24 protein-coding genes are annotated in these 25,547 nt (G+C 56.9%); 8 read left to right on the forward strand and 16 right to left on the reverse strand.

Annotated elements, in window-relative coordinates:
* The first annotated feature begins 142 nt into the window (after positions 1–142).
* A complete protein-coding gene (locus FOC35_RS00390) occupies positions 143–1,105 on the forward strand; it encodes a L,D-transpeptidase family protein (protein WP_172567816.1) in 963 nt (320 codons plus the stop codon).
* Positions 1,106–1,208: 103 nt separating this feature from the next.
* Here FOC35_RS00390 and bhsA read toward each other — a convergent pair whose 3' ends face one another.
* Complete coding sequence (gene bhsA / locus FOC35_RS00395; RefSeq protein ID WP_016535887.1) at positions 1,209–1,466, reverse strand: multiple stress resistance protein BhsA; 258 nt, start codon at positions 1,464–1,466, stop codon at positions 1,209–1,211.
* Between the two features lie 248 nt (positions 1,467–1,714).
* On the opposite strand from bhsA, the gene FOC35_RS00400 reads away from it, so the two are divergent.
* Positions 1,715–2,350 carry a TetR/AcrR family transcriptional regulator gene (locus FOC35_RS00400; RefSeq protein WP_016535886.1) on the forward strand — a complete coding sequence of 212 codons (636 nt, stop codon included), beginning with the start codon at positions 1,715–1,717 and terminating at the stop codon, positions 2,348–2,350.
* A gap of 33 nt (positions 2,351–2,383) precedes the next feature.
* Here FOC35_RS00400 and FOC35_RS00405 read toward each other — a convergent pair whose 3' ends face one another.
* Entirely contained in the window at positions 2,384–3,274 is an 891-nt protein-coding gene (locus tag FOC35_RS00405; protein WP_172567817.1) for a siderophore-interacting protein, read from the reverse strand.
* Between the two features lie 15 nt (positions 3,275–3,289).
* Positions 3,290–4,501, reverse strand: coding sequence for an MFS transporter (locus FOC35_RS00410; protein WP_172567818.1), 1,212 nt, complete (start codon positions 4,499–4,501; stop codon positions 3,290–3,292).
* 132 nt (positions 4,502–4,633) lie between these two features.
* Here FOC35_RS00410 and iucA point away from each other — a divergent pair, with 132 nt between their 5' ends.
* The 6 genes from iucA to FOC35_RS00440 all read left to right on the forward strand — a co-directional run bounded on the left by iucA (position 4,634) and on the right by FOC35_RS00440 (position 13,884).
* Positions 4,634–6,358, forward strand: a complete 1,725-nt coding sequence (gene iucA, locus FOC35_RS00415) for an aerobactin synthase IucA (RefSeq protein WP_172570294.1) — start codon at positions 4,634–4,636, stop codon at positions 6,356–6,358.
* Complete coding sequence (iucB, locus tag FOC35_RS00420; RefSeq protein ID WP_172567819.1) at positions 6,359–7,306, forward strand: N(6)-hydroxylysine O-acetyltransferase; 948 nt, start codon at positions 6,359–6,361, stop codon at positions 7,304–7,306.
* Positions 7,306–9,039 carry an aerobactin synthase IucC gene (gene iucC, locus FOC35_RS00425; protein WP_172567820.1) on the forward strand — a complete coding sequence of 578 codons (1,734 nt, stop codon included), beginning with the start codon at positions 7,306–7,308 and terminating at the stop codon, positions 9,037–9,039. The genes iucB and iucC overlap by 1 nt, the downstream gene beginning before the upstream one ends.
* A 3-nt stretch (positions 9,040–9,042) precedes the next feature.
* The gene (iucD, locus tag FOC35_RS00430; protein WP_016535880.1) at positions 9,043–10,398 is read left to right on the forward strand and encodes an NADPH-dependent L-lysine N(6)-monooxygenase; all 1,356 of its coding nucleotides are present in this window, start codon (positions 9,043–9,045) and stop codon (positions 10,396–10,398) included.
* A gap of 128 nt (positions 10,399–10,526) precedes the next feature.
* The gene (gene iutA, locus FOC35_RS00435) at positions 10,527–12,728 is read left to right on the forward strand and encodes a ferric aerobactin receptor IutA (protein ID WP_264479237.1); all 2,202 of its coding nucleotides are present in this window, start codon (positions 10,527–10,529) and stop codon (positions 12,726–12,728) included.
* A 136-nt stretch (positions 12,729–12,864) separates the two neighbouring features.
* Positions 12,865–13,884, forward strand: coding sequence for a Gfo/Idh/MocA family oxidoreductase (locus tag FOC35_RS00440; RefSeq protein WP_172567821.1), 1,020 nt, complete (start codon positions 12,865–12,867; stop codon positions 13,882–13,884).
* A gap of 48 nt (positions 13,885–13,932) precedes the next feature.
* Here the strand turns inward: FOC35_RS00440 and FOC35_RS00445 are convergent, their stop codons facing one another.
* From FOC35_RS00445 to yceG, 13 genes are all read right to left on the reverse strand, one after another.
* Entirely contained in the window at positions 13,933–14,469 is a 537-nt protein-coding gene (locus FOC35_RS00445) for a glycine zipper 2TM domain-containing protein (protein WP_071704087.1), read from the reverse strand.
* 211 nt (positions 14,470–14,680) lie between these two features.
* A complete protein-coding gene (locus tag FOC35_RS00450; protein WP_172567822.1) occupies positions 14,681–15,985 on the reverse strand; it encodes an NAD(P)/FAD-dependent oxidoreductase in 1,305 nt (434 codons plus the stop codon).
* A gap of 226 nt (positions 15,986–16,211) precedes the next feature.
* Entirely contained in the window at positions 16,212–16,754 is a 543-nt protein-coding gene (ycfP, locus tag FOC35_RS00455) for an alpha/beta hydrolase YcfP (RefSeq protein ID WP_172567823.1), read from the reverse strand.
* 41 nt (positions 16,755–16,795) lie between these two features.
* Entirely contained in the window at positions 16,796–17,821 is a 1,026-nt protein-coding gene (gene nagZ / locus FOC35_RS00460) for a beta-N-acetylhexosaminidase (protein WP_172567824.1), read from the reverse strand.
* A complete protein-coding gene (gene thiK / locus FOC35_RS00465) occupies positions 17,809–18,669 on the reverse strand; it encodes a thiamine kinase (RefSeq protein WP_172567825.1) in 861 nt (286 codons plus the stop codon). The genes nagZ and thiK overlap by 13 nt, the downstream gene beginning before the upstream one ends.
* A complete protein-coding gene (gene lpoB, locus FOC35_RS00470) occupies positions 18,647–19,288 on the reverse strand; it encodes a penicillin-binding protein activator LpoB (protein WP_172567826.1) in 642 nt (213 codons plus the stop codon). Before lpoB ends, thiK begins: the two co-directional genes overlap by 23 nt.
* A 10-nt stretch (positions 19,289–19,298) precedes the next feature.
* Positions 19,299–19,670 (reverse strand): YcfL family protein, encoded by a 372-nt coding sequence (locus FOC35_RS00475; RefSeq protein ID WP_016535871.1) that lies wholly within the window; start codon positions 19,668–19,670, stop codon positions 19,299–19,301.
* A gap of 4 nt (positions 19,671–19,674) precedes the next feature.
* Positions 19,675–20,031, reverse strand: a complete 357-nt coding sequence (hinT, locus tag FOC35_RS00480) for a purine nucleoside phosphoramidase (RefSeq protein WP_172567827.1) — start codon at positions 20,029–20,031, stop codon at positions 19,675–19,677.
* Between the two features lie 312 nt (positions 20,032–20,343).
* On the reverse strand, positions 20,344–21,777 hold the full coding sequence (gene ptsG, locus FOC35_RS00485; protein ID WP_016535868.1) for a PTS glucose transporter subunit IIBC: 1,434 nt from the start codon (positions 21,775–21,777) through the stop codon (positions 20,344–20,346).
* Positions 21,778–22,078: 301 nt separating this feature from the next.
* Positions 22,079–22,873, reverse strand: a complete 795-nt coding sequence (locus FOC35_RS00490) for a metal-dependent hydrolase (RefSeq protein ID WP_172567828.1) — start codon at positions 22,871–22,873, stop codon at positions 22,079–22,081.
* Positions 22,874–22,883: 10 nt separating this feature from the next.
* Complete coding sequence (gene holB / locus FOC35_RS00495; protein ID WP_172567829.1) at positions 22,884–23,891, reverse strand: DNA polymerase III subunit delta'; 1,008 nt, start codon at positions 23,889–23,891, stop codon at positions 22,884–22,886.
* A complete protein-coding gene (gene tmk / locus FOC35_RS00500) occupies positions 23,888–24,529 on the reverse strand; it encodes a dTMP kinase (RefSeq protein WP_172567830.1) in 642 nt (213 codons plus the stop codon). Before tmk ends, holB begins: the two co-directional genes overlap by 4 nt.
* On the reverse strand, positions 24,519–25,541 hold the full coding sequence (gene yceG / locus FOC35_RS00505; protein ID WP_172567831.1) for a cell division protein YceG: 1,023 nt from the start codon (positions 25,539–25,541) through the stop codon (positions 24,519–24,521). The genes tmk and yceG overlap by 11 nt, the downstream gene beginning before the upstream one ends.
* Positions 25,542–25,547 lie beyond the last annotated feature (6 nt).

The raw sequence follows: 25,547 nt of genomic DNA on the forward strand, positions 1-25,547 counted from the left end.
CCTTACCGTCCGGTAAGGCGCAACTTTCTGTGACATTTACACATTCTTTGCAATCTCCCAGGACTTCCCGACATTCCGCTAGCCGATAATTGGCGTTTATCTGTCTAATAAAATTAGCCATTTTAAACGCAGGGTTTAAGCTATGTTTGCAACGCGTACTTTGTTATTCCGCCGCTGGTTTGCCGCCGTGGCCCTGATGGGCGCGGCGGTTATTGCGCTGCCCGCCAGCGCTAACGATTACCCGCTTCCAGCCGCCAATAGTCGCCTGATTGGCAAAAACCTGTTCCACCAGGTTGAGAACGACGGCGGTTCGCTGGAGGCGATTGCCAAGAAGTACAACGTCGGTTTCCTGGCTTTATTGCAGGCCAACCCGGGCGTCGATCCTTACGTTCCGCGCGCCGGTAGCGTGCTGACCATCCCACGCCAGATGCTGCTGCCCGACGTGCCGCGCGAAGGCATTGTTATCAACCTCGCCGAGCTGCGCCTCTATTACTTCCCTGCCGGGCAAAATAGCGTCACCGTTTACCCGATTGGCATCGGCCAACTGGGTGGCGATACGTTGACTCCAACAATGGTGACAAAGATCTCCGATAAACGCGCCAACCCAACCTGGACGCCAACGGCAAATATTCGCGCTCGCTACCTGGCTCAGGGCGTGAAGTTGCCTGCCGTGGTTCCTGCGGGGCCGGATAACCCGATGGGCCACCATGCGATCCGCCTCGCGGCGTTCGGCGGTGTTTACCTGCTGCACGGCACCAACGCCGACTTCGGCATCGGGATGCGCGTAAGCTCGGGCTGTATTCGCCTGCGCGACGGTGACATTAAAGCCCTGTTTAACAAGGTTCCGGTCGGCACCCAGGTGCGCATCATCAATACGCCAATTAAAACCTCCATCGAGCCGGATGGTTCCCGCCTGGTTGAAGTTCACCAGCCGCTGTCCAAAGCCATTGATGACGATCCAAAAGTGCTGCCGATTGTGCTCAACGAGCCGATGAAGCAGTTCCGTGACGCGCCGCAGACCGACGTTCAGGTCATGGCGCAGGCAATGGAGCACCGCTCCGGGATGCCGGTTAACGTCACCGCCCACCCGCAAAACGAAATCTAATTATTTAAAACGCAATAGAAAAGGCCCTGTCTCGCGACGGGGCCTTTTGCTTACAGTGGCATATAACTAATAAGGTCAGACGTATTGAGGGTTAACGTCCGGCTTATTTATAGATGACTGCTGTACCGTGCAGGGTGTTCGGACCGTTAACGGAGGTAATACGGAACGATTTAGCGCCCATTGCATCGGCCTTGGCGGCCAGCTGTTCTTCCAGGGAAGAGAGATTACTGCCCGCGTCCGCGCTGATGGTGCCGACTTTCTGCTGACCGGCCGGAGTGGCGGAGACTTCAACAGCCGCAAAGCTTGCGAATGAGAGTGAGCTAAGTACGGCGGCAGCGAACAGAGTAGTTAAAGTTTTCATCGTAAATGTCCTAAGCAGGTGATTATTTAGGTCGCCAACCCGAATTAGTTAACGATCGATATAAAAATGATAAACGTGATCTGCGTCACACGTCAACACATTTTAATAACGAACGTTAAGTAATTAAAAAAAGCGCTATTTTTCATTGTGATAAGAAATAATTATTTTTCATAACAAGCCTCTGGCTACTGTCGTCGATTATTTTTATAATAAGTGTTCACTAATTAGACAGAGGTTAAACGGCAGATATGGCAACCGAGACATTAAGTTGCAGCAAAAAAAGCCGTGGCCGTCCAAAAGTGTTTGACAGGGAAGCGGCACTCGACAAGGCCATGACACTCTTCTGGCAGCATGGCTATGAAGCAACATCCATGGCGCACCTGGTAGAAGCCACCGGGGCAAAAGCACCCACGCTGTATGCGGAGTTCACCAACAAAGAAGGGCTATTCCGCGCGGTGCTGGACCGCTACATCGCACGGTTTGCGGCAAAGCATGAAGCCTGCCTGCTGTGCGAAGAGCAGACGATGGAAACCGCGCTGGAGAACTATCTTTCTGCGGTGGCAAAATGTTTTACCGACAAAAGCACGCCCGCAGGCTGCTTTATTATCTGCACCTCGTCGGTGCTGGCGGCTTCTTCGGAAGATATTGCCGCCACGATAAAGGCCCGGCACGCCGTGCAGGAGCAGACGCTGATCCGCTTCCTTGAGCAGCATCAGCAGAAAGGCGAAATACCGGCAGAGCGCGATGTGCGCTGCCTGGCAAAATATCTGTGCTGTATTATTCAGGGAATGTCGGTCAGCGCGCGGGAAAACGCCAGCTACGAAGAGTTAATGCAGATAGTCAAAACGACGGTACGTTTGCTGCCGGAGCTGAAGAAGATCTGACTCGCAGGGCGGCCATGATGGCCGCCCTTTTTGTTAGCGCACGCGGCCTTTCGCCCAATAGGCCATAAAGTTAATCGCCTCGTGCTCCACGCCCCGCTCGCCTATCAAATGGCGGCGCAGCAGCTTAACCACGGTGGACTCGGCCGCCACCCAGCCGTAAAACTCGTTGCTGCCGGTAGTCGCTTTGTCCCACAGCAGCTCATCCTCGGCCTCTTCCTGCACATCTTCATGATGGCTGCTTTCCGGCACGCGGGCATGGGTTTTCACCGCCTGAATCAGGCATTCTCCGTGCGTTGCCGCCGCAGGTTTACGCGGTAGCCAGTTAATCTCGGCGAAGCTAAAGGCGCTCAGATCAACGCAATCGCCCTGCTCCGGCACTTCAAAAAAGGCCTGCACTTTTGGCGGATTGGGCTGGCCCGCCAGCATCTCAAGAATGCCCCGCGCCGCAGGGAGTGCGGTTTCGTCGGCAACGATCAGCGCATTGCGCAATCCCGCCGGAGGCGTCCATTCATAGCCGCCGCTGTCTTCCGGGTGGGCGGCATTAGGCGCAACTATCTGGATGCAGTCTCCCGGCGCGGAGTTAATCGCCCATGCGGAAGCGGGTCCTTCGGTACCGTGGCTGACAAACTCAACGGTCACTTCCTGGCGGGCAGCGTCAACGTGGCGTAGCGTGTAGGTACGAATAACCGGGCGCTTCTCTTTGGGCATGCCCTGCGAAATCTGATACCACTGCCCTTCCGCGGGGAGCGAAGGCGGCGTGCCATCTTCAGAAGGAAACAGCATCTTAATGCGCTGATCCGGTGAATCACATTTCATCTGCGCCACATCCGGCCCGCTAAACACCAGGCTCAGCAGCGAAGGAGAAACTTCGGTTTTGCGCGCCAGTTGAACGTTGAACAGACGGTAGCCCTGAACTCCAGCCATAACTTTTCCTTACGCTTAAATTGCAGAATGACGTGAACGATGGCGGCTGCGCCAGATAACGCCGGACACCACGGTAAATAACACTGCGGCCAAAAAAGCCACCGTAATCAATGCCGCTTCAGCGCCGGTTTTGGACACCAGCGGCACCAGTAATGCACATAAGCCGTAGCCCAGAGTATGGCTGGTCGCAATCCAGCCTGCCCCCGCGCCGTCGGCAAGCTTGTCGTTCAGCAGCAGCTGGTAGGCCGGGGTGGCCAGCGCCGCGCCAAATGAAAGCAGCGCGCAGCCGAGATAAAACAGCCACAGCTCTACGTAAATCATCATCGCCAGGCCGCAAATCATCAGGGCACCGGCGCTCAGCAGCAGCGACATCGGGGCCATGCGCTGCGGGCGAAGAATAACGAACTGGGCGAGTAATGAAGCCACTGCGGCCAGGCTCAGCAGCCAGGCAACCTGATGGCTGATGGCGGCGGTATCGGTAGCGAACTGCCGGGTAAGCGCCGGAGAAAGCCCAAGCTGCATCAGGCTGACCGCCGCAGAAAGCAGAATGGCGCACAGCAGATAAGGCATACAGTCGAGGCGCAGGCGGGCACTTTTACGTTCGCTGGCGGGCAAAGGAGGCGTACCCGGCAGGCGCAGCAGCATCACCAGCGCCAGCAAGGGAGCCACCATCAGCAGCCCCAGCGGCGCGAGAGGATGAATAGCCAGCATACCGGCGGCACACAGAGGCCCGAACAGGCGGCCGCTGCTCAGCCCGGAGCTGATGGTTGCCAGCGCCGCCATCCTCTTGCCCTCGCCCGCCCGCTGTAGCGCCCACACCTGGCAGGCAGGCACCATCGCCGAGACGGTAAGGCCGTAGATAATGCGCGCGACAATTAATATCCCCAGCCCGACGGCACCCGTTACCGCATGGGTTGCCAGCAGCGCGCTGCCCAACCCCAGCAGAGTAAAGCTCGCGCCATACCCCGCCAGCGCCCACAGCACCACGGGCTTACTGCCCAGGCGGGCAATTTGTTTTCCCCACCAGGGCGAGGACGGCAAAAACAGCATCGACCCCAGGGTCAGTAAAGCCGCCCAGACGGACAGGCTCAGGTTTGTCTGAATCACCAGCACGGGGATGGCAACCAGCAGTCCGTTCTGCCCGACGCCGAGCAACCCGGCGCTAAGCGCAAGCGGCCAGCAGGAAAGGGATTTTTGCGGCGCGGCCGCGACGTCGAGAGATGTCAAAGTGTTGCTAACCCGTAGAGTGATTGTGCGTATTTGTAAAATTTATTTTAGCGATTCTAACAATTGTTATTGATAATGAGAACCGTTATCGGCAAAATTCGCATTATCATAACGCGTGGAAACTGTTTGATGATGACTTTGCCAAATAAAACTCTGGCCTGGGATGTGGCCGCGCAGTGCTTCCTCAATTCCCTGGTCCGTGAAACCAACGACTGGCGTCTTACCGAAAGCCAGCCAGCCGAACTAATTATCCCGCTGGGTGAACAGCAAGCTCTGCACTTTAAAGTGGCTTATTTCTCTCCCACCCAGCATCACCGCTTTGAATTCCCGGCTCGCCTGGTCAACGCTACCGGCAGCCAGCCGGTTGATTTTGCCACCCTCTCCCAGCTTATTGTCGATAAACTCCAGCACCAGCAAATGCTCCCGGCCACCGGCTGCGAGGCGTTTTATCAGCGCGTGATGGAAAGCCATGCCCATACTCAGCAGGCAATTGACTCCCGCCACGACTGGAGCAGGCTGCGCGAGCAGGCGCTGAACTTTGGCGAGGCGGAGCAGGCATTATTGGTCGGCCATGCCTTCCACCCTGCGCCTAAGTCTCACGAACCCTTTAATCAGCAGGAAGCCGAGCGCTATCTGCCGGACTTCGCCCCGCACTTCCCGCTGCGCTGGTTTGCGGTCGATAAGGCCCAGCTGGCGGGCGAAAGCCTGCACCTTAATTTACAGCAGCGCCTGACGCGCTTTGCCGCTGAAAATGCTCCGCAGTTGCTGAGCGAGTTAAGCGATAATCAGTGGCTGTTCCCGCTGCATCCGTGGCAGGGGGAGTACCTGCTGGAGCAGGAATGGTGCCAGCAATTAGTCGCCAGAAATCTGATAAAAGATTTAGGCGAAGCCGGTGCGCCATGGCTGCCAACCACCTCTTCCCGCTCGCTTTACTGCGCTACCAGCCGCGACATGATTAAGTTTTCCCTGAGCGTGCGTCTGACCAACTCGGTGCGCACCTTATCGGTGAAAGAAGTGAAGCGCGGAATGCGCCTGGCCCGCCTGGCACAAACCGAACGCTGGCAGGATTTGCAGTCGCGCTTCCCGACCTTCCGCGTGATGCAGGAAGACGGCTGGGCCGGGCTGAGAGATTTGCACGGCAATATTATGGAAGAGAGCCTGTTCGCCCTGCGTGAGAACCTGCTGGTTGAACAGCCGCAGAGCCAGACCAATGTGCTGGTCTCTCTGACCCAGTCTGCGCCGGACGGCGGCGATTCGCTGCTGGTTGCCGCGGTTAAACGCCTTAGCACTCGCCTGAATATTACCGTGCAGCAGGCAGCCCATGCCTGGGTTGAAGCCTACTGCCAGCAGGTACTGAAGCCGCTCTTCACCGCCGAAGCGGATTACGGCCTGGTGCTGCTGGCTCACCAGCAAAATATTCTGGTCGAAATGCAGCAGGACTTGCCGATAGGCCTTATCTACCGTGACTGCCAGGGCAGCGCGTTTATGCCGCATGCCGCAGGCTGGCTGGACACCATCGGCGAGGCTCAGGCGGAGAACGTCTTTAGCCGCGAGCAGCTGCTGCGCTATTTCCCTTATTACCTGCTGGTCAACTCCACTTTTGCGGTTACCGCCGCTCTGGGTGCTGCCGGGCTGGATAGCGAAGCTAACCTGATGGCCCGCGTGCGCGACTCGCTCAGCGCCGTGCGTGACCAGGTGCCCCATAAAACCTGCCTCGACTACGTGCTGGAAAGCCCGCACTGGAATGTGAAGGGCAACTTCTTCTGCTACCTGCACGACCACAACGAAAACACCATCGTCGATCCTTCGGTTATCTACTTTGATTTCGTGAATCCGCTGCTGGCTCAGGAGGGCTGAATGTTTCAGGCAACTATCGTTCACGGCGGGCACGGCCTGCGCTGCGAAAAGCTCGCTAAACCGCTGAACATCGGCTGGGGTCAGGATAACAGCGCCGTTCTGCACTGGCCCGGCTTGCTGCCGGACGGCTGGCTGCGCGACGCGCTGGACCAGATGTTTATTGCCGCGCCTCAGCTTTCAGCCATCGTGCTGCCTTACGCCGAATGGCGCGAGGAGCCGCAGGCCCTGGTCCTCTTCGACTATCTGAAAAGCGATATCGTGCATCGCGCGGCCTTCTGGCAGCTGCCTCTGTGGCTCAGTACCCCGGCGAAACGCGCTTCCGGCGAGATGGTATTTGATGCCGAACGCGAGATTTATTTCCCGCAGCGCCCGGCTCGCCCGGAAGGCGAAGTTTACCGCCGCTACGATCCGAAAGTCCGCAAGACGCTGAGCTTCCACGTTGCCGACCCGGCGCTCGATGCAGAACGCTTTACGCGCTGGATGAACGATCCCCGCGTCGAGTATTTCTGGGAGCAAAGCGGCTCGCTGGAGCTGCAAACCGCCTATCTCGAACGTCAGCTTACCGGCACACACGCCTTCCCGCTAATCGGCTGCTTTGACGACCAGCCGTTCAGCTATTTCGAAATTTACTGGGCGCCGGAAGACCGCATTGGCCGTCATTACGCCTGGCAGCCGTTTGACCGCGGCCTGCATCTTCTGGTCGGCGAGCAGCAGTGGCGCGGCGCGCACTATGTGCAGAGCTGGCTGCGCGGGCTGACCCATTACCTGCTGCTGGACGAGCCGCGTACCCAACGCACCGTGCTGGAGCCGCGCGCCGACAACCAGCGCCTGTTCCGCCATCTGGAGCCTGCGGGCTACGCGACTATCAAAGAGTTCGACTTCCCGCATAAACGTTCGCGCCTGGTGATGGCTAACCGGGATAACTTCTTCAACGAGGTGGGCCTGTAATGAATCGCAAGGAATGGGATTTTGTAAACCGCCAACTGGTGGCAAAAATGCTGGCCGAGCTGGAGTATGAGCAGGTTTTCCAGGCCGAATCTCAGGGCGATAACCGCTACTGCATCGGCCTGCCCGGCGCAGAGTGGCACTTCAGCGCCGAGCGCGGGATCTGGGGCTGGCTGTGGATTGACGCGCAAACCCTGCGCTGTGCGGACGAACCGGTACTGGCCCAAACCCTGCTGATGCAGCTCAAGCCGGTGCTCTCGATGAGCGATGCCACCGTCGCCGAGCATATGCAGGATCTGTACGCCACGCTGCTTGGCGACCTGCAATTGCTTAACGCCCGCCGGGGCATGAGCGCCAGCGAGCTTATCGCCCTGGACCCGGATCGCCTACAATGCCTGCTGAGCGGCCACCCGAAGTTCGCCTTCAACAAGGGTCGCCGCGGCTGGGGTAAAGAGGCGCTGGAGCGTTACGCCCCGGAGTACGCCAATACCTTCCGCCTGCACTGGCTGGCGGTAAAGCGCGACCATATGGTGTGGCGCTGCGACAGCGAGCTGGATATTGAGCAACTGCTTAGCGCCGCGATGGACCCGCAGGAGTTTGCCCGCTTTAACCAGGCCTGGCAGGAGAATGGCCTGGACGATAGCTGGCTGCCGCTGCCGGTTCATCCGTGGCAATGGCAGCAGAAAATCGCCCTTGATTTCGTTGCTGATCTGGCCGAAGGCAAGATGATTTCCCTCGGGGAATTTGGCGACCAATGGCTGGCCCAGCAGTCGCTGCGTACCCTGACCAACGCCAGCCGCCAGGGCGGGCTGGATATCAAGCTGCCGCTGACCATCTACAACACCTCCTGCTATCGCGGTATTCCCGGCAAATACATTGCCGCCGGGCCGCTGGCCTCGCGCTGGCTTCAGAACGTCTTCGCCACGGACGACACGCTCAGGCAAACCGGAGCCGTCATCCTCGGCGAGCCCGCTGCGGGCTACGTTTCCCATGAAGGCTACGCCGCGCTGGCTCAGGCCCCCTACCGCTACCAGGAAATGCTGGGCGTTATCTGGCGTGAAAACCATAGCCGCTGGCTGAATCCGGACGAAACGCCGATCCTGATGGCGACCCTGATGGAGTGCGACGAAAACAACCGACCGCTGATCGGGGCGTATATCGCCCAGTCAGGCCTGGATGCTGAAACCTGGCTCAGCCAGATGTTCCGCGCCGTGGTCGTGCCGCTTTACCACCTGCTCTGCCGCTACGGCGTAGCGCTGATTGCCCACGGGCAAAATATTACCCTCGCCATGAAAGATGGCGTGCCGCAGCGCGTCCTGCTGAAAGATTTTCAGGGCGATATGCGTCTGGTGAAGGATGAGTTCCCGGAGATGGACTCCCTGCCTCAGGAAGTGCGGGACGTTACCGCCCGCCTGAGCGCCGATTACTTAATTCATGATTTGCAGACCGGCCATTTCGTTACGGTACTGCGCTTTGTTTCGCCGCTTATGGCCCGCCTCGGCGTGCCGGAGAGACGTTTTTACCAACTGCTGGCCGCAGTGTTGAGTGATTACATGCAGCAACATCCGCAAATGTCGGCGCGCTTTGCGCTTTTCTCACTCTTTAAGCCACAAATCATCCGCGTTGTGCTGAACCCGGTAAAACTGACCTGGCCTGACCAGGACGGAGGCAGCCGCATGCTGCCGAATTACCTCGAGGATCTGCAAAACCCGTTGTGGCTGGTAACCAGGGATTGAATTATGACAAACACTGTTGATTTTATTGGCGTAGGTATCGGCCCGTTTAACCTGAGCATTGCGGCGCTGTCACACGAAGCAGAGGGATTTAGCAGCCGGTTTTTCGACAGCCGTCCCGACTTTGCCTGGCACCCCGGCATGCTGGTGCCGGACTGCCATATGCAGACCATGTTCCTGAAAGACCTGGTCAGCGCCGTGGCACCCACCAGCCCGTTCAGCTTTGTGAACTACCTGGTGAAGCGCAAGAAATTCTACCGCTTCCTGACCACCGAGCTGCGCACCGTCTCGCGCGACGAGTTCTCCGACTACCTGCGCTGGGCCGCAGAGGGCATGAACAACCTGCACTTTAACCAGACGGTCGAACGCGTTGATTTTGACGAACGCCGCCAGCTGTTTGTGGTGCAAACCGGCCAGGGCGAAACCCTCGCCCGCAATATCTGCCTCGGCATCGGCAAGCAGCCGCACCTGCCGCCGTGCGTGAAAACCGCCACTCCAACCTGCTTCCACGCCAGCGAAATGAGCCTGCGCCTGCCGAACCTGAGCGGCAAACGCGTAACGGTTGTCGGCGGCGGGCAAAGCGGTGCCGACCTGTTCCTGAACGCCTTCCGTGGCGCATGGGGAGAAGTGGCCGAAGTTAACTGGGTTTCACGCCGCAATAACTTCAACGCCCTGGATGAAGCGGCATTTGCCAACGAATACTTCACGCCGGAATACGTTTCAGGCTTTGTTGGCCTGGATGAAAAAGCGCGCCAGAAAATGCTGGATGAGCAGAAGATGACTTCCGACGGCATCACCGCCGACTCGCTGCTGACCATCTACCGCGAGCTGTATCACCGCTTCGAAGTGCAGGGCCTGCCGCGTAACGCGCGCCTGCTGCCAAGCCGTTCGGTGACCGGCCTTGAGAGCCGTGGCCAGGGCTGGCAGTTGCTGCTGGAGCACCATCTGGATAAAGGCTACGACACGCTCGACAGCGACGTAGTTATCTTCGCTACCGGCTACCGCCCGACCCTGCCGCAGATGCTCTCCCCACTGATGCCAAAAATGGCGATGCGCGACGAGTGCAACTTCCGGGTACGTGACGACTTTACGCTGGAGTGGGATGGCCCGAAAGAAAACAACATCTTTGCGGTTAACGCCAGTATGCAAACGCATGGCATTGCCGAGCCACAGCTAAGCCTGATGGCCTGGCGCTCCGCCCGTATTCTGAATCGCGCACTGGGGCGTGATTTGTTCGATCTCAGTACGCCGCCAGCGTTGATCCAATGGCGCAGCGGCAGCCGGGAAAAACCGCAGCAGAATGCTGCTTCTTTAACACACTTTTCCTCTAAATCATTCGAAATGCAGCCAGGCGGCAACTGAACGACATCCCCTGAGCGTAGATAACTACGTGATGGGGTGACGTGAAGGCAGCCAACACCGCTGCTGTTTGAAGGATGACGAGGACACAGCATCTTTGGGCTAATTTTTGTTAGCCCGTTGAAGGAACAATGATGATAACCAAAAAGCACACACTTTGGGCGCTCAACCCGCTGCTTCTCGCCATGATGGCGCCGGCGGTTGCCCAGCAAAATAGCGACGAGACGATGGTGGTTTCCGCCAACCGCAGCAACCGCACCGTCGCTGAAATGGCCCAAACCACCTGGGTGATTGAGAAAACCGAACTGGAGCAGCAGATCCAGGGCGGCAAAGAGCTTAAAGACGCGCTGGCCCAGCTGATCCCCGGCCTGGACGTCAGCAGCCAGAGCCGTACTAACTATGGCATGAACGTCCGTGGCCGCCCGCTGGTCGTGCTGATTGACGGCGTGCGCCTCAATTCATCGCGCACCGACAGCCGCCAGCTGGACTCTATCGATCCGTTCAATATCGAACATATTGAAGTGATTTCTGGCGCAACGTCGCTGTACGGCGGCGGCAGCACCGGCGGCCTTATCAACATCGTGACCAAAAAAGGCCAGCCGGAAACCCAGATGGAGTTTGAGGCAGGGACTAAAAGCGGCTTTAATAGCAGCAAAGATCATGATGAGCGTATCGCCAGCGCCATCTCCGGCGGCAACGAGCATATCTCCGGCCGTATGTCGGTGGCGTATCAGAAATTTGGTGGCTGGTATGACGGTAACGGCGATGCCACCCTGCTCGATAACACCCAGACCGGCCTGCAATACTCCGATCGCCTGGACGTAATGGGCACCGGCACGCTGAATATCGATGAAACCCAGCAGCTGCAATTAATTACCCAGTATTACAAAAGCCAGGGCGACGACGATTACGGCCTGAATCTCGGGAAAAACTTCTCGGCAATTAGCGGCAGCAGCTCGCCGTATGTGAGCAAGGGCCTGAATTCCGACCGTATTCCGGGCACCGAGCGTCACCTGATTAGCATGCAGTATTCTAATAGCGATTTCCTCGGCCAGGAGCTGGTAGGCCAGGTTTACTATCGCGACGAATCGCTGATGTTCTATCCGTTCCCGACCGTAGACGCGAATAAAAAAGCGACCGCTTTCTCTTCTTCTCAGCAGGATACCGATCAGTACGGTGCCAAGCTGACGCTGAACAGCAAGCCGCTGGACGGCTGGCAGCTGACCTACGGTCTGGACGCCGACCACGAACGCTTTACCTCTAACCAGATGTTCTTCGATCTGGCCCAGGCAAGCGCTTCCGGCGGCCTGAACAACCAAAAAATCTTTACCACCGGCCGTTATCCGGGCTACGACATCAGCAATCTGGCTGCATTCCTGCAGTCCAGTTATGACATCAACGAAATCTTTACCCTGAGCGGCGGCGTGCGTTACCAGTACACCGAGAACAAGGTCGATGATTTTATCGGCTTCGCCCAGCAGCAGCAGATTGCCTCCGGCAAAGTGAAGTCTGCCGATGCGATTCCTGGCGGCTCCACCGATTACGACAACTTCCTGTTTAACGCCGGGCTGCTGATGCACATCACCGAGCGCCAGCAGGCCTGGGTAAACTTCTCCCAGGGCGTTGAACTGCCGGACCCGGGCAAGTACTACGGCCGCGGAACCTATGGCGCAGCGGTTAACGGCCACCTGCCGCTGACCAATAGCGTGAACGTGAGTGCCAGCAAGTTGCAGGGCGTGAAGGTTGACTCTTATGAGCTGGGCTGGCGCTACACCGGCGATAACCTGCGCACTCAAATTGCGGCTTACTACTCGCTGTCCGATAAAAGCGTGCTGGCGAATAAAGACCTGACCATTAGCGTAGTTGACGATAAACGCCGTATTTACGGCGTTGAAGGCGCGGTGGATTACTTTATTCCCGATACCAACTGGAGCACCGGCGCAAACTTTAACGTGCTGAAAACCGAGTCTAAAGTGAACGGTAGCTGGCAGAAATATGATGTGAAAGTTGCCAGCCCATCGAAAGCAACCGCTTATATCGGCTGGGCGCCGGACCCGTGGAGCCTGCGCGTTCAAAGCACCACGTCCTTCAACGTAAGCGATGCCGCTGGATACAGCATTGATGGCTACACTACCGTTGATTTACTCGGCAGCTACCAGCTTCCTGTGGGTAAACTTAGCCTTAGCGTAGAAAACCTCTTCGACCGCGACTACACCACGGTCTGGGGCCAGCGCGCACCTCTGTATTACAGCCCAGGCTATGGCCCTGCTTCGCTGTATGACTACAAAGGCCGCGGCCGCACCTTCGGTATGAACTACTCCGTTCAGTTCTAAAACCGCGCTGACTTGCCCGGCATTTGTCGGGCAAGTTCACATGCTTACTCTTCCTCACATATTAACCCTCGACCGCCGGCAAATAGTCTTTTAAAAATAAGGGCTATTTAACGCTATTTATTTTTCAGAGGGCGTCATGAATATTGGTTTTATCGGCGTGGGCAGCGTCATTGAAACGGCCTATCTACCGGCGATCCGCCGTCTCGCTCGCCGCGACGTTGTTTGTTATGGCTTCGACCCCGCACCGCGTTACCGCTCTGAATTCATTACCTTCTTGCCCTCTTTAGGGCAGTTGCTTGCTCAGCAATTAGACCTGGTGTTTATCACCACCTCTTCTCTACAGCACTTGCCGATGCTGAAAAGCGTGCTGCAACAAAGCACCCTGCCCGTGGTGGTGGAAAAGCCCGTGGCGGCAACGCTTGAACAGCTGGAGGAGTTAGCGCAGCTCTTAAGCGCCCCGGCAACGGCAGGCCGCGTACTGGCGCTGGATCACTGGATGGTAAGAACCAATGCGGCGCAGTTTATCCCCCGCCTGGAAGAGATAGACCGTATCGAAGGCTTTTTGCTGGAGCCAAGCGGCTTTAACCCGGCAGGAGAGCCCATCGCGCTGAATTTTGCTACCGGCGAGGCCGACACCCGCGAGCTGCGCCACCCGGACGGCGTGATTGTTGATATCGGTACTCATGTGCTGGCGATGATGCGGGAAACGCTGATGCTGGCAGGAGCGGATGAGTCGCTCAGCCTTGAGTTGTTACTGGCAAAAGACAGGCTCGGCAATAATATTGCCCCCGGAGACGTCACTACCGCCGAAGGACAGGCGCTACTGCGCGGCGAGCTGGGCGGTATTCCCTGCGTATTGCAGCTAAATAAATACGCAGGCCCCGCTGGCGGGCAAAAAGGTATCAATATCGTGCTGAAAGATGGCCGGACTATCAGCGCTGACCGGCGCGGCAGTGAAGAGAAAATCATCATTAACGATGAAATTGTCCTCGATGCCAGCGGCCCGCTTTACGACCGCTGCCTTGGAGAAGTGATTTTTGGCGCAGCCACGCTATTTGCCCGCTCTCCTCAGGCCGTTGCGGATTTCACCCGGCGCAGAATTCAGGAAGTCGGGGCTTTACTGACACTCCAGCAGCAGCTGCGTGGTACGCATTAAACGAAAAAACCCGCCTTTAACCAGCGGGTTTTTCCTCTCAACAATTCATCAGGCTTTATTCAGCACCAGCTGGCCTTTACCGTCGAGCGGGATTTGCGTGCCGGGATCTTTATCCATGCGGATTTTCCCCTGCTGATCGCCAATCTTGTAGGTTACGTCGTAGCCGAGCATTTTTTCTGATTTGTCGTATACGGTCTTACAGCGCTGCTGCGTCGTGGTGTAGGTATCGCCGTCCTGCATGGCACCCTGGACCTGGTTACCAGCGTAACCGCCGCCCAGCGCCCCAACTACGGTAGCTACATCTTTACCACGGCCGCCGCCGAACTGGTGGCCCAGCACGCCGCCCGCTACCGCACCCAGCGCGGAGCCGAGAATGCGGTTCTCATCCTGGACCGGTTTACGGTGCGTCACGGCCACATTCCGACATTCCTGACGCGGCGTTTTTACCGTTTCCTTGATTGGCGTGGCGGAAACCACCTGTGCGTACTGGGGGCCGCTATTAAATACGTTAAGACTGGCGACCGCGGCTACACCCAGCGCAGCGGCCACGCCAATACCAATACCCGCTAACATTGATTTATTCACAGGACATCCTCCTGACCTTGTTGTTAACCTAATTTTGCACTCAGGTGACGGGTTTGAGAAATCAGACTGCGGATGAAAAGTGCGGGATAATGCGGTGAAACTCCGTGTTTAAGACAACTCTGAGGCGCGGGTTCGGAATATGCCGAATTTTATGCTGATACAGCCAATAAAAAACCCGGCACGATGGCCGGGTTTGCGGGAAAAATAAATCTTAGTGCAGCTTCAGGCGCGGGCGGATCACGCGGTTGATACTGCCAACCAGCATCATCAGGCCGGTCTTGAAGTAGCCGTGGAGCGCAATCTGATGCATGCGGTAAAGCGAGATGTAGACGAAGCGAGCGATGCGCCCTTCTACCATCATCGAACCGCGCATCAGGTTACCCATCAGGCTGCCCACGGTGGAGAATTTAGACAACGAAACCAGCGAGCCGTGATCTTTATAGCTGTATGCCTTCAGCGGCTGGCCTTTCATCTGCGCCAGAATGTTGGTCAGGGCGCGGGAAGCCATCTGGTGAGCGGCCTGGGCGCGCGGAGGCACAAAACCGCCTTCCGGACGGGCGCAGGATGCACAGTCGCCGATAGCATAAATATCCGGGTCACGGGTAGTTTGCAGCGTAGGCTCAACCACCAGCTGGTTGATGCGGTTGGTTTCCAGGCCGCCGATATCTTTCAGGAAATCAGGCGCTTTGATCCCCGCAGCCCAGACCATCAGATCCGCCTCGATAAACTCGCCGTCTTTGGTGTTCAGGCCGTGAGCTTCGGCGCTGGTGACCATAGTTTGGGTCAGTACACGCACGCCAAGCTTGGTCAGTTCGCTGTGGGCTGCTGCGGAAATACGCGGCGGCAGCGCAGGCAGAATACGTTCCCCGGCTTCAACCAGCGTCACATTCAGCGCTTCATTAGTCAGCCCTTTGTAGCCGTAGCTGTGCAGCTGTTTCACCGCGTTATGCAGCTCGGCAGACAGCTCAACGCCCGTTGCCCCGCCGCCGACGATGGCAATATTCACTTTGCCGCTCGCGCCAAGGTTAGCGGAGTATTTCAGGAACAGGTTCAGCATCTCGGAGTGGAAACGACGAGCCTGGTGCGGGTTGTCGAGGAAGATGCAGTTGTCCTTCACGCCCGGCGTGTTGAAGTCGTTGGAGGTGCTCCCCAGCGCCATCACCAGCGTGTCGTAAGGCACTTTACGCTCGGGAACCAGCAGCTCGCCCTTGTCGTCGCGCAGTTCGGCGATGGTCAGCGTTTTGCTTTCGCGGTTGATGTCGACCACCGAACCCAGCTGGAACTGGAAGTGGTGGTTGCGGGCGTGCGCCAGGTAGCTGAGCGCATCCACGCCTTCATCCAGAGAGCCGGTAGCAACTTCATGCAGCAGCGGCTTCCACAGATGGCTGTGGTTGCGGTCGACCAGGGTGATTTTGGCTTTTTTGCCACGCCCCAGTTTTTTACCCAGCTGAGTCGCAAGCTCCAGACCACCTGCTCCACCGCCGACAATCACTATTTTTTTCAATGGCGTAGTCAACTTGACCCCCTAAAATATTAACCAATTGTTAACTAAAAGTTATCTAAATAACCTTTAGTTAACAAAGGGTTAGTTCAGTAAAATTGCTGAACTTTATCGAGAATAACATGAAGGGTGCATTGGTCATACCAAAATTGATGTACATCAATTTTTTATGCCGAAAAGATAAACAAAAAAGGCCAGCCGCATGGCTGACCTCTGTTTTTGACCGGCGAAGGCGGGGAAATTAGCCGAGGGTTTTAAAGGCTTTAATGCGCTGAAGATGCGGAGATATGTTCTTGAATTTATGGGTTTGCTGCTCGTCCCAGACGATCTCATAGTAGCGATGCAGAGCTTCGGCGCTGCGTTTGTTATCCAGCGCTTCGTCATTTCGCGAGAGGATAGCCAGGCAGCGGTCACGATTTTTCTCGCGGAAGTTCTGCACGCATTTGGTGGTGATATCCGCATACTCTTCCGGGCGGTCTATTTTCCCTTCCATGTTTTCATGCGGATAGAGATTCGGGTTAAAAATCACCTGCCGAATGTCGCACAAAAAACCAATGCGCTCTGCCCAGAAACCACCCAGCCCCACGCCGCAGATCAGCGGCCGCTCATCGTCGGTGAGCTGCTGCATTTTATCCACTTCTTTGAGCAGGTGCTGCATGTCATGTTTCGGGTGCAGCGTGCTGTAGCTGATAAGCCGAACATCCGGGTCAATAAACTGAAGCTGGAGCACTTTTTCATGGTTACCGGGACTGTTTGAGTCAAAACCGTGTAAATAGATAATCATCGCATCCTCACCGCATACAATCAGGCCTCACGGCCTGAATATTAGACGCCCGCCTTCTGGGCCTGCCACTGCTCATGCAACGCTTCAAGCTGCTGGTTAACCTGCTTCCAGCGCGCCGACGAGCGCAGTTCCTGACGGGTAAACGAACCCTTATGATACAAACCTGTAACACGTTCCGCTTTGACCGGAGACAGGTTATCCAGCACGCTCACCGCTCCACTACGATTATTGCAGACGAGGATCATATCGCAACCCGCATCCAGTGATGCCTGGCCACGTTCGGCGTAGCTGCCCATGATTGCCGCGCCTTCCATCGACAGATCGTCAGAGAAAATCACGCCGTTAAAGCCCAGTTCACCGCGCAATACCGTTTTCAGCCAGTATTCGGAGCCGCTGGCCGGGCGAGGGTCAGCCTCATCGTAAATAACGTGCGCGGGCATGATGGCATCCAGCTTATTTTCGCTAATCAGCGAAGCAAAAATGCTCATGTCATGGCGGCGAATTTCTTCCTGAGGGCGCGGGTCATGCGGCGTTTCTTTATGGGAGTCCGCCTTGACCGCTCCGTGCCCCGGGAAGTGTTTCCCGGTGGTTTTCATTCCTGCGGCATGCATGCCGTCGATAAAGCGGGTCGCCATCGCCAGCGCTTTGGCCGGATCTTCATGATAAGAACGCTCGCCGATTGCCGCGCTGATATGCCCGATATCCAGCACCGGCGCGAAGCTGATGTCGATATCCATGGCAATCATTTCGCTCGCCATCAGCCAGCCGGCTTCTTCCGCCAGCTTACCGCCCGCTTCCAGCCCGTGCAGCGCGGCAAAAGATTGCGCGGCAGGCAGACGGGTAAAACCTTCCCGGAAACGCTGAACGCGGCCGCCTTCCTGATCGACGGCGACCACCAGACGGTTGCGCGAGGCTTCACGGATCTGACGAACCAGCTCGCGCAGCTGCTCCTGGTCATGGTAGTTGCGGGTAAACAGAATTAACCCACCCACCAGCGGGTGCTGCAATATTTCACGCTCTTCGGCATCCAGCTCAAAGCCAGCCACATCCAACATTACTGGGCCCACGATTCTCTCTCCTGATGTTTCATCGCACGCAGCGCACGCCATGCGTCGTCTGCCAGCGTAATAAAGTGTTGTTGTCCGGTTTGCCGCCAGCGGCATTCATACCAGGACGCCATAAGCAACGCTATCCACGGCTGCCAGCGCGTAACCTGCTGACGGAGCTTATCAACGTTAAGCGACGCCAGAGCGGCATACTGCGCCAGCAGCGCCTCGCCGTCGACGGGATTAGCAGCCAGCACCGCCGCCAGCTCCAGGGCAATGTCACCGTCACCGGCATATTCCCAGTCGATAAGCCCCGGCTGGCCATCGCCCTGCCGTACCAAATTCCCGGCGTGGACATCCATATGCAATGGTGCCAGCCGCAGGGGACGCGGCTCTTTGGCTCGTTTGAGGCGCTTCAGCTCTCTCAGCCAGGCCAGCGTTCGCCTTTTGGGGTCGCTCTCCTGCCAGTAAAACGCCAGCAGCGGCACCAGACTTATGCGCCAGCCAAACGGCGTCTGACGGTGAAGATAGTACAATAAGCCGGTTAATTCCCCGAGCGGCGGCAGAGCCGGGGAAACTTCTCCTTCCAGCCAGCGCGTCAGCAGCCAGCCCTCTACCAGGCAATACGGCTTTGGCGCAATGCCAGCCGGTAGTCGTTTAAGCGCCCGGTAATGCCGTTGCAAAGACAGACCCGGCAGGCGCTGGGGAGATAGTTTCCTTGCCGTGAAATTACCCTGCTCCGTCACCAGACGGTAGCTGGAGCCGCTCAGCCCTTCGAGAGCAGAAAAACAACCGGCGGCCTGGGCCGCCGGAAGATATCGGGCAATAACGGCGTCCAGAGACGCCTTAGTTGGTTTGCTGAACAGCACCGCTACCCGACCAGATAATTTCCCCGGTTTGCACCAGCATCAGCTGCATTTTCAGGGTTGGCGTGTTCACATTGCCGCTGGCGTTGGTGTACAGCACGTACTGAGCGCCGGTGTTGCGCGCAATGCCGATAGCTTTGCTACGGCTGCCGAGGCTGTCCTGCGGTGAAAGACCAAGCTGCTGTTTCGCCATGGAGAGCTGCTGGGCTGACACCAGAGTAAACTTGTTATTGTTGGCAAGCGCCCCTCGCAGCGCTTCGGTCGCGCTGCTGGTTTGCAGGCTGCCGTTGGTGCGGTTATTGACGCTGTCCACCAGCAATACGCTGCCCGGCGTTACGCCATCTGCCTGCAGCATTTTGCCCACCATCGGCTGGATAGAACTGCCCCAGTCGTAGGTGCGAACCTTAGGCTGCGCCGGGATCGTCGGCTGCGGCTGCTCAACAGGCCCTGGCTGCGTTGGCACCGTCGGCACGGTTGGTACAGTAGGTTCCGGCTGAGCTGGCTGCTCAACGCCTGGCTTAGCTTCTTCTACCGGCGCGGGCTGTTCGCCGCGGTTAATACACCCGGTAAGCACCAGCGCCACGACGGTGACGGCCAGATAACGATGAAGTCCCCTAATCAAAATTCACTCCTTACAGAGAGAGAGAAAGACGCACTTTTTTAGCCCCCGGATACGCAGCCGTCGAGTGAACGACTAATGCTGACTGCGCCGGGAGGGTAACGGTTTGCACTTTTTCGAGCGGATGGATTTCCAGCCCTTTTGCGTCATACCAGTAGAAACGATAGTACAGCGTAACCGGCTTGTGCTGTTCATTATACAGCGAGGCCTCGGCAACGGTTGCGCCATCCTGACGTGAAATATCCGGTTTTTCGGCGCTAATCCCTGCGGCCAGAACTGCGGCTTCCATTACCAGCGTTTGATCGTTATTCACCGGGATCGCCGGGCGCGAGCTACAGCCCGCCATCAGCAACGTGGCTAACAGGCAAAGGAAAAAGCGCTGCATCGGATTAGCCCTTATGCGCCAGCATCGGCCCAAGCGGACGGCCGCCCAGCAGGTGCATATGGATATGATAGACTTCCTGCCCGCCGTGGCGGTTACAGTTCATTATCAGGCGGTAGCCGTCCTCGGCAATCCCTTCCTGCTGCGCAATTTTGGCCGCTACGGTCATCATGCGCCCCAGCGCCAGCTCGTGTTCGGCTTTGACGTCGTTAGCGGTAGGAATAAGCACGTTCGGGATAATAAGAATATGGGTTGGAGCCTGAGGGGAGATATCGCGAAACGCGGTAACCAGCTCGTCCTGATAAACCACATCCGCCGGAATTTCACGACGAATAATTTTGCTGAAAATAGTTTCTTCGGCCATGACCTGTTCCTTGAAGGAGAAAACGGTGATGGGAGTATGAGTGAGGCGCTCAATTGACTCAACCTTCAGCGTGCTTTTCTTTAGTTAAGTGCTGGCCTTTAAAACAAAAAAGGGAGGCTTTCGCCTTCCCGAGGACCGCTGGCAAATTTGAGATGAGAAATGACCTGCCAGAGATCTCGATAAACAGACAAGGAAAATCAATTTATTGATTTTCACCAAATAATTACAAAGCGGGAAAAACCACGTTTTTTCCCGCTTTGTAAGCAACAAAAAAGGGAGGCTTTCGCCTCCCTTATCGCTCCCCGAACAAACTTAGTTGTTACGGATCCACTCATCCATTTCGGTTTTCAGGTTATCGGACTTGGTGCCGAAAATAGCCTGAACGCCGGAACCTGCGACAACCACACCTGCTGCACCCAATTTCTTCAGGCCAGCCTGGTCGACTTTGGCAACGTCGGCCACGCTAACACGCAGACGGGTAATACAGGCGTCGAGGTTAGTGATGTTTTCTTTACCGCCGAAAGCGTTAACCAGAGCAGGAGCCATTTCGCTGGTCACGCCAGCGGTGCTTTCTGCGGTGGCGTCTTCACGACCCGGGGTTTTCAGATCCAGCGCCTTAATCAGTACGCGGAAAATGGTGTAGTACACAATCGCGTAGCAGATACCGACGATTGGGAACAGCCACAGCTTGCTGCTGTTACCGCTCAGCACGATGAAGTCAATCAAACCGTGTGAGAAGGAAGTTCCGTCACGCATACCCAGCAGAATACAGATTGGGAATGCCAGGCCAGCCAGAATCGCGTGGATAACGTACAGGATCGGCGCCACGAACATGAAGGAGAATTCGATTGGCTCGGTGATACCGGTCAGGAACGAAGTCAGCGCGGCGGAGATCATGATACCGCCCACTTTTGCACGGTTCTCTGGTTTAGCAGAGTGCCAGATAGCAATCGCAGCAGCCGGCAGGCCGTACATTTTGAACAGGAAGCCACCGGACAGTTTACCTGCGGTTGGGTCGCCTGCCATGTAGCGAGGGATATCACCGTGGAATACCTGGCCCGCAGAGTTGGTGAATTCACCAATCTGCATCTGGAATGGAACGTTCCAGATGTGGTGCAGACCAAACGGTACCAGGCAACGCTCGATGAAGCCATAGATACCGAATGCTACAACCGGGTTCTGGTAAGCAGCCCACTGGGAGAAGGTCTGGATAGCCGTCCCGATTGGTGGCCAGATGAAGGACAGCACGATACCGGTGAAGATAGCGGCCAGACCAGAAATGATAGGCACAAAGCGCTTACCGGCGAAGAAGCCCAGATACTCAGGCAGCTTGATGCGGTAGAAGCGGTTAAACATGTACGCTGCGATAGCACCGGAGATAATACCGCCGAGAACGCCGGTATCCGCCAGGTGTTTAGCGGCAATTTCTTCCGCAGGCAGGTGCAGTACCAGAGGCGCAACCACGGCCATGGTTTTCACCATGATGCCATAGGCAACGACCGAAGCCAGTGCGGAAACGCCGTCGTTGTTAGTGAAGCCCAGCGCAACACCGATAGCAAAGATCAGCGGCATGTTGGCGAAGACCGAACCGCCCGCCTCCGCCATAACGTGGGATACGACGACCGGCAGCCAGCTGAAGTTTGCAGACCCGACGCCCAGCAGGATACCTGCGATAGGCAGTACGGATACTGGCAGCATCAGCGATTTACCCACCTTTTGCAGGTTAGCAAATGCATTCTTAAACATAATTGAGAGTGCTCCTGAGTATTTGTGCTTTTTTTGTACGCATTTACGCATCGAACCGGGGGGAGAACCGGCTCATCAACAGGACATCTAAGTGCCCTTTTAATTATTACGAAGAGTAAAATAAATAACTAAAACTTTGTTTGACGGCTATCACGTTTCTCAGCCAGCCGAGCGAAAAACTTTCAGTAATTTACATAAAGCGTACACAAACAGTTCAAAAAGGGCGTACACCGCCCCTTTTGTGGCGGTGCACTTTACTCGCTTCGTGTATTAATTACGAGCTTTAAAATAACTATGGATTTCAGAGAGATTGCAGGCGGGACAAGGGAATATGGAACAAATCAGCAAAGTTTTGCGTGGTCGTTGCCGCCAGCTCTTCCAGCGAAACGCCTTTTAAAACGGCCATGTACTCGGCAACGTCGCGCGTCATTCCAGGCTGGTTTTCCTTGCCGCGATGCGGAACCGGCGCGAGATACGGCGAGTCGGTTTCCACCAGCATTCTGTCCAGCGGCACGTAACGAGCCGCATCGCGCAGTTGCTCAGCATTACGGAAGGTCACGATGCCGGAGAACGAAATATAAAACCCCATATCCAGCAGTTTGCCCGCAGTTTCTCTGTCTTCCGTGAAACAGTGTAGTACCCCACCGCACTCTGTCACTTTTTCTTCCTGCAGGATGGCGAGCGTGTCGGCGCGCGCATCGCGGGTATGGACGATAACCGGCTTGTTCAGCTCGCGGCCAATGCGGATGTGGTTGCGGAAAGACTCCTGCTGGCGCTCTTTAGTTTCCGGCGTGTAAAAATAGTCCAGCCCGGTTTCACCCATCGCCACAACGCCGGGTTCTGCGGCCAGGCGACGCAGCTCATCTACGTTATATTCTTCATCCTGGTTAAGCGGATGCACGCCGCAGGAGAAAGCCACATTGTCGCGCTCCCCAACCAGTTCGCGCATGCCGCGATAGCCATCAAGCGTGGTCGCTACGGCGAGAAAAAATTTAACATCCCGCGCGGCGGCCTTTTCCAGAACGTCATCAACGTTTTTGTGCAGGGTTTGATAGTCGAGGCCATCGAGATGGCAGTGTGAGTCAACCAGGAACATAGCAATACTCTTAGAGATGATGTGAGGGGAGCATCGCGCCGGGACGAGACAGGCGCTCCCAAGTAAGAAGACTTTCGGTGAGCAGCAGCTCGCGGTTAACGCCTACCACGTTAAGCAACGCTTCGCGGCAGGTAAACCAGTGGTGCAGCACGCTTTGTAAAACCGCAGGCGAATGCCGCGATGCCAGAGCCGCCACCAGCGGCTGCATATCGACATTGGTGAGCCAGTTTCCGGCTCCCTGCTGCCATTTCAGGGCATCAACTAGCAGGGCGCAAAGCCAGTGAACGCGGCGGGAGGCATCCTCATGGTTGAGCGCGGGCAGCAGCGCAAGCAGATTACCGGCGGCACCGGCCTGGCCCAGCTTATCGCACAGCTGTTGGCGAAGTTTCCATTGCTCGGGCTGTAACAGCTCGAGAGCCGCTGCGGGCGCCCCGGAACTAAGCCGCAGGGCCGCCTGAAGTTCAGCCTGGCCCTGGCTCGTTTCCCGCGCCAGCCAGGCCAGAGCAAAGCTCTCGTCCGGGGGCGCAAGGTGCCAGTAGAGACAGCGGCTACGCAGCGTGGCAGGCAGATGGGCCGGTTCGCGGCTGCTGAGGAAAAACCAGGTGTTAGCCGGGGGTTCTTCAAGGGTTTTCAGCAGGGCGTTGGCGGCGGCCTCGGTCAGCATGTCAGCATCTTTCAGCCAGACAACCTTCGCCCCGCCCTGCTGCGCATGGGTATAAAGCTTTTCGGTTATCTCACGAACCGCATCGACACCCAGGCTTGATTTCCCTTTTTCTACCTGCAGGGTGTAGCTGTCCGGGTGCGTTCCGGCCTGCATCAGCTGGCAACTGTGGCAGCGTCCGCAGCTTTTGCTGCCTTCCGGGGTCTGGCACATCAGCCAGCGGCAGATTGCGTAAACCAGGGCGTCATCGCCAAGGCCTGGCAAAGCGTGAACCATGAGGGCATGATGTCCGCGGCCTGCCTGATACTGGCCGATTAGCTGCTCAAAAGCGCCGCGTAGCCACGGATACCATTTCACTCTGCCTGCTCCCGATACCAGCTCAGTACCGCTTCACGCACCGCAAGGGAGACATCATCCAGCGGGCGAGTGGCGTCGATGGTTTTAATACGAGAATCGCTGCCCGCCAGCTCAAGATAGCGGGCGCGGGTGCGGTTGAAGAAGTCGATAGACTCCTGTTCGATGCGATCCAGCTCGCCGCGGGCGCGGGCGCGGGTCAGCCCGACTTCCGGGGTCACGTCGAGATAAATAGTCAGGTCGGGGTAAAAGTCGCCCAGCACCGTGTTGCGCAGCGCCATCAGCAGACTTTGGTCGATTTGACGGCCGCCGCCCTGATAAGCCTGGGTAGACAGGTCATGCCTGTCGCCAATCACCCAGCTTCCACGAGCCAGGGCGGGCTTGATAACCGTCTCTACCAGCTGGATGCGGGCGGCGTAAAACATCAGCACCTCGGCCTTGTCGGTAACCTTTTCATCACCGATACCGGCGTTATTGAGCGTCAGCTCGCGCAGGCGTTCGGCCAGCGGCGTGCCGCCCGGCTCGCGGGTAAAGGTAAGGTCGCTGATACCAAGCTCTTTTAAGGTCGCCACCACAACGTTATGGGCGTTGGTTTTACCCGCTCCTTCAAGCCCTTCGATGACGATAAATTTACTGTCCATTCTTATCCTTGAGTGCTTTGATATAAACCTGCACCGCCTTGTTATGGCTGGCGAGATTGGTGCTAAAAGTGTGCCCGCCTTTACCGTCGGCAACAAAATAAAGGTACGGCGTTTTAGCCGGGTGCGCGGCGGCCTGAAGCGAAGCCTCGCTCGGGATAGCAATAGGCCCCGGCGGCATGCCGCTAATCACATAAGTATTGTATGGCGTCGGCGTTTCCAGATCTTTGCGCGTCAGCTTACCATTATAACTTTCTCCCATCCCGTAGATAACGGTTGGGTCGGTTTGCAGGCGCATGCCGATCCGCAGGCGGTTGATAAATACCGAAGCAACCTGGTCGCGCTCGCTGGCCACCGCGGTCTCTTTTTCAATGATCGAAGCCATGGTGACCAGATCGTTTTCGGTTTTATACGGCAGGCCGTCGATCTTACTCTCCCAGGCCTGCGCCACCGCTTTTACCATTTTTTGATGTACGCGTTTGAGCAGCGCCACATCGGTCGTGTTGGCGGTGTACATCCACGTATCAGGGTAGAACCAGCCTTCCACCCATTCGGGGTGCTCAAACTTCAGCGTTTCCGCCACCGTGGCATAGCTGTCATCTTTCAGAATGTGCTGGACGAATGGTGCCTCGCGCAGCTGTTCCAGCAGGTCGCTCAGGCGCATCCCCTCAACGAGACGCAGCGGGAATTGCGCTTCTTTTCCGCTGGCAAGCAGCTCCAGCATATCGCTGACCGTCATCCCCGGCGTAAAGCGGTAAGTCCCGGCCTTAAATTTCGCCAGCTCGGGCTTCACGCGCAGCAGCCACTGGAAGACTCGCGGGCGGGTGATGAGCTTCTCGTCGTAAAGCTGGGTTCCCAGCGCCAGGCGCCCGGTGCCCTGTTTCAGGGTGAATATAGTTTCCTGTTTAATCGGCAGCGGTGTTTTCGCCAGCTGGCTGACCTTCCACACGCCTGCCCCGGCCGCAACGCCCAGAATAATCAGCAAAACAAGAAAGAAACGAAACATCTTTTTCATCGGTAA

The sequence above is a fragment of the Cedecea sp. FDAARGOS_727 genome (genome assembly GCF_012273235.1).
GTDB classification, from domain to species: Bacteria; Pseudomonadota; Gammaproteobacteria; order Enterobacterales; family Enterobacteriaceae; genus Cedecea; species Cedecea davisae.

Bases quoted from the DNA above. Each gene is read 5' to 3' on its own strand.
- FOC35_RS00440 (WP_172567821.1), top strand. From the start codon at position 12,865: ATGAATATTGGTTTTATCGGCGTGGGCAGCGTCATTGAAACGGCCTAT.
- iucA (WP_172570294.1), top strand. From the start codon at position 4,634: ATGACTTTGCCAAATAAAACTCTGGCCTGGGATGTGGCCGCGCAGTGC.
- yceG (WP_172567831.1), bottom strand. From the start codon at position 25,541: ATGAAAAAGATGTTTCGTTTCTTTCTTGTTTTGCTGATTATTCTGGGC.
- iucD (WP_016535880.1), top strand. From the start codon at position 9,043: ATGACAAACACTGTTGATTTTATTGGCGTAGGTATCGGCCCGTTTAAC.
- FOC35_RS00400 (WP_016535886.1), top strand. From the start codon at position 1,715: ATGGCAACCGAGACATTAAGTTGCAGCAAAAAAAGCCGTGGCCGTCCA.
- FOC35_RS00405 (WP_172567817.1), bottom strand. From the start codon at position 3,274: ATGGCTGGAGTTCAGGGCTACCGTCTGTTCAACGTTCAACTGGCGCGC.
- iucB (WP_172567819.1), top strand. From the start codon at position 6,359: ATGTTTCAGGCAACTATCGTTCACGGCGGGCACGGCCTGCGCTGCGAA.
- FOC35_RS00390 (WP_172567816.1), top strand. From the start codon at position 143: ATGTTTGCAACGCGTACTTTGTTATTCCGCCGCTGGTTTGCCGCCGTG.
- FOC35_RS00475 (WP_016535871.1), bottom strand. From the start codon at position 19,670: ATGCAGCGCTTTTTCCTTTGCCTGTTAGCCACGTTGCTGATGGCGGGC.
- hinT (WP_172567827.1), bottom strand. From the start codon at position 20,031: ATGGCCGAAGAAACTATTTTCAGCAAAATTATTCGTCGTGAAATTCCG.
- tmk (WP_172567830.1), bottom strand. From the start codon at position 24,529: ATGGACAGTAAATTTATCGTCATCGAAGGGCTTGAAGGAGCGGGTAAA.
- bhsA (WP_016535887.1), bottom strand. From the start codon at position 1,466: ATGAAAACTTTAACTACTCTGTTCGCTGCCGCCGTACTTAGCTCACTC.
- FOC35_RS00490 (WP_172567828.1), bottom strand. From the start codon at position 22,873: ATGTTCCTGGTTGACTCACACTGCCATCTCGATGGCCTCGACTATCAA.
- ptsG (WP_016535868.1), bottom strand. From the start codon at position 21,777: ATGTTTAAGAATGCATTTGCTAACCTGCAAAAGGTGGGTAAATCGCTG.
- ycfP (WP_172567823.1), bottom strand. From the start codon at position 16,754: ATGATTATCTATTTACACGGTTTTGACTCAAACAGTCCCGGTAACCAT.
- iucC (WP_172567820.1), top strand. From the start codon at position 7,306: ATGAATCGCAAGGAATGGGATTTTGTAAACCGCCAACTGGTGGCAAAA.
- iutA (WP_264479237.1), top strand. From the start codon at position 10,527: ATGATGATAACCAAAAAGCACACACTTTGGGCGCTCAACCCGCTGCTT.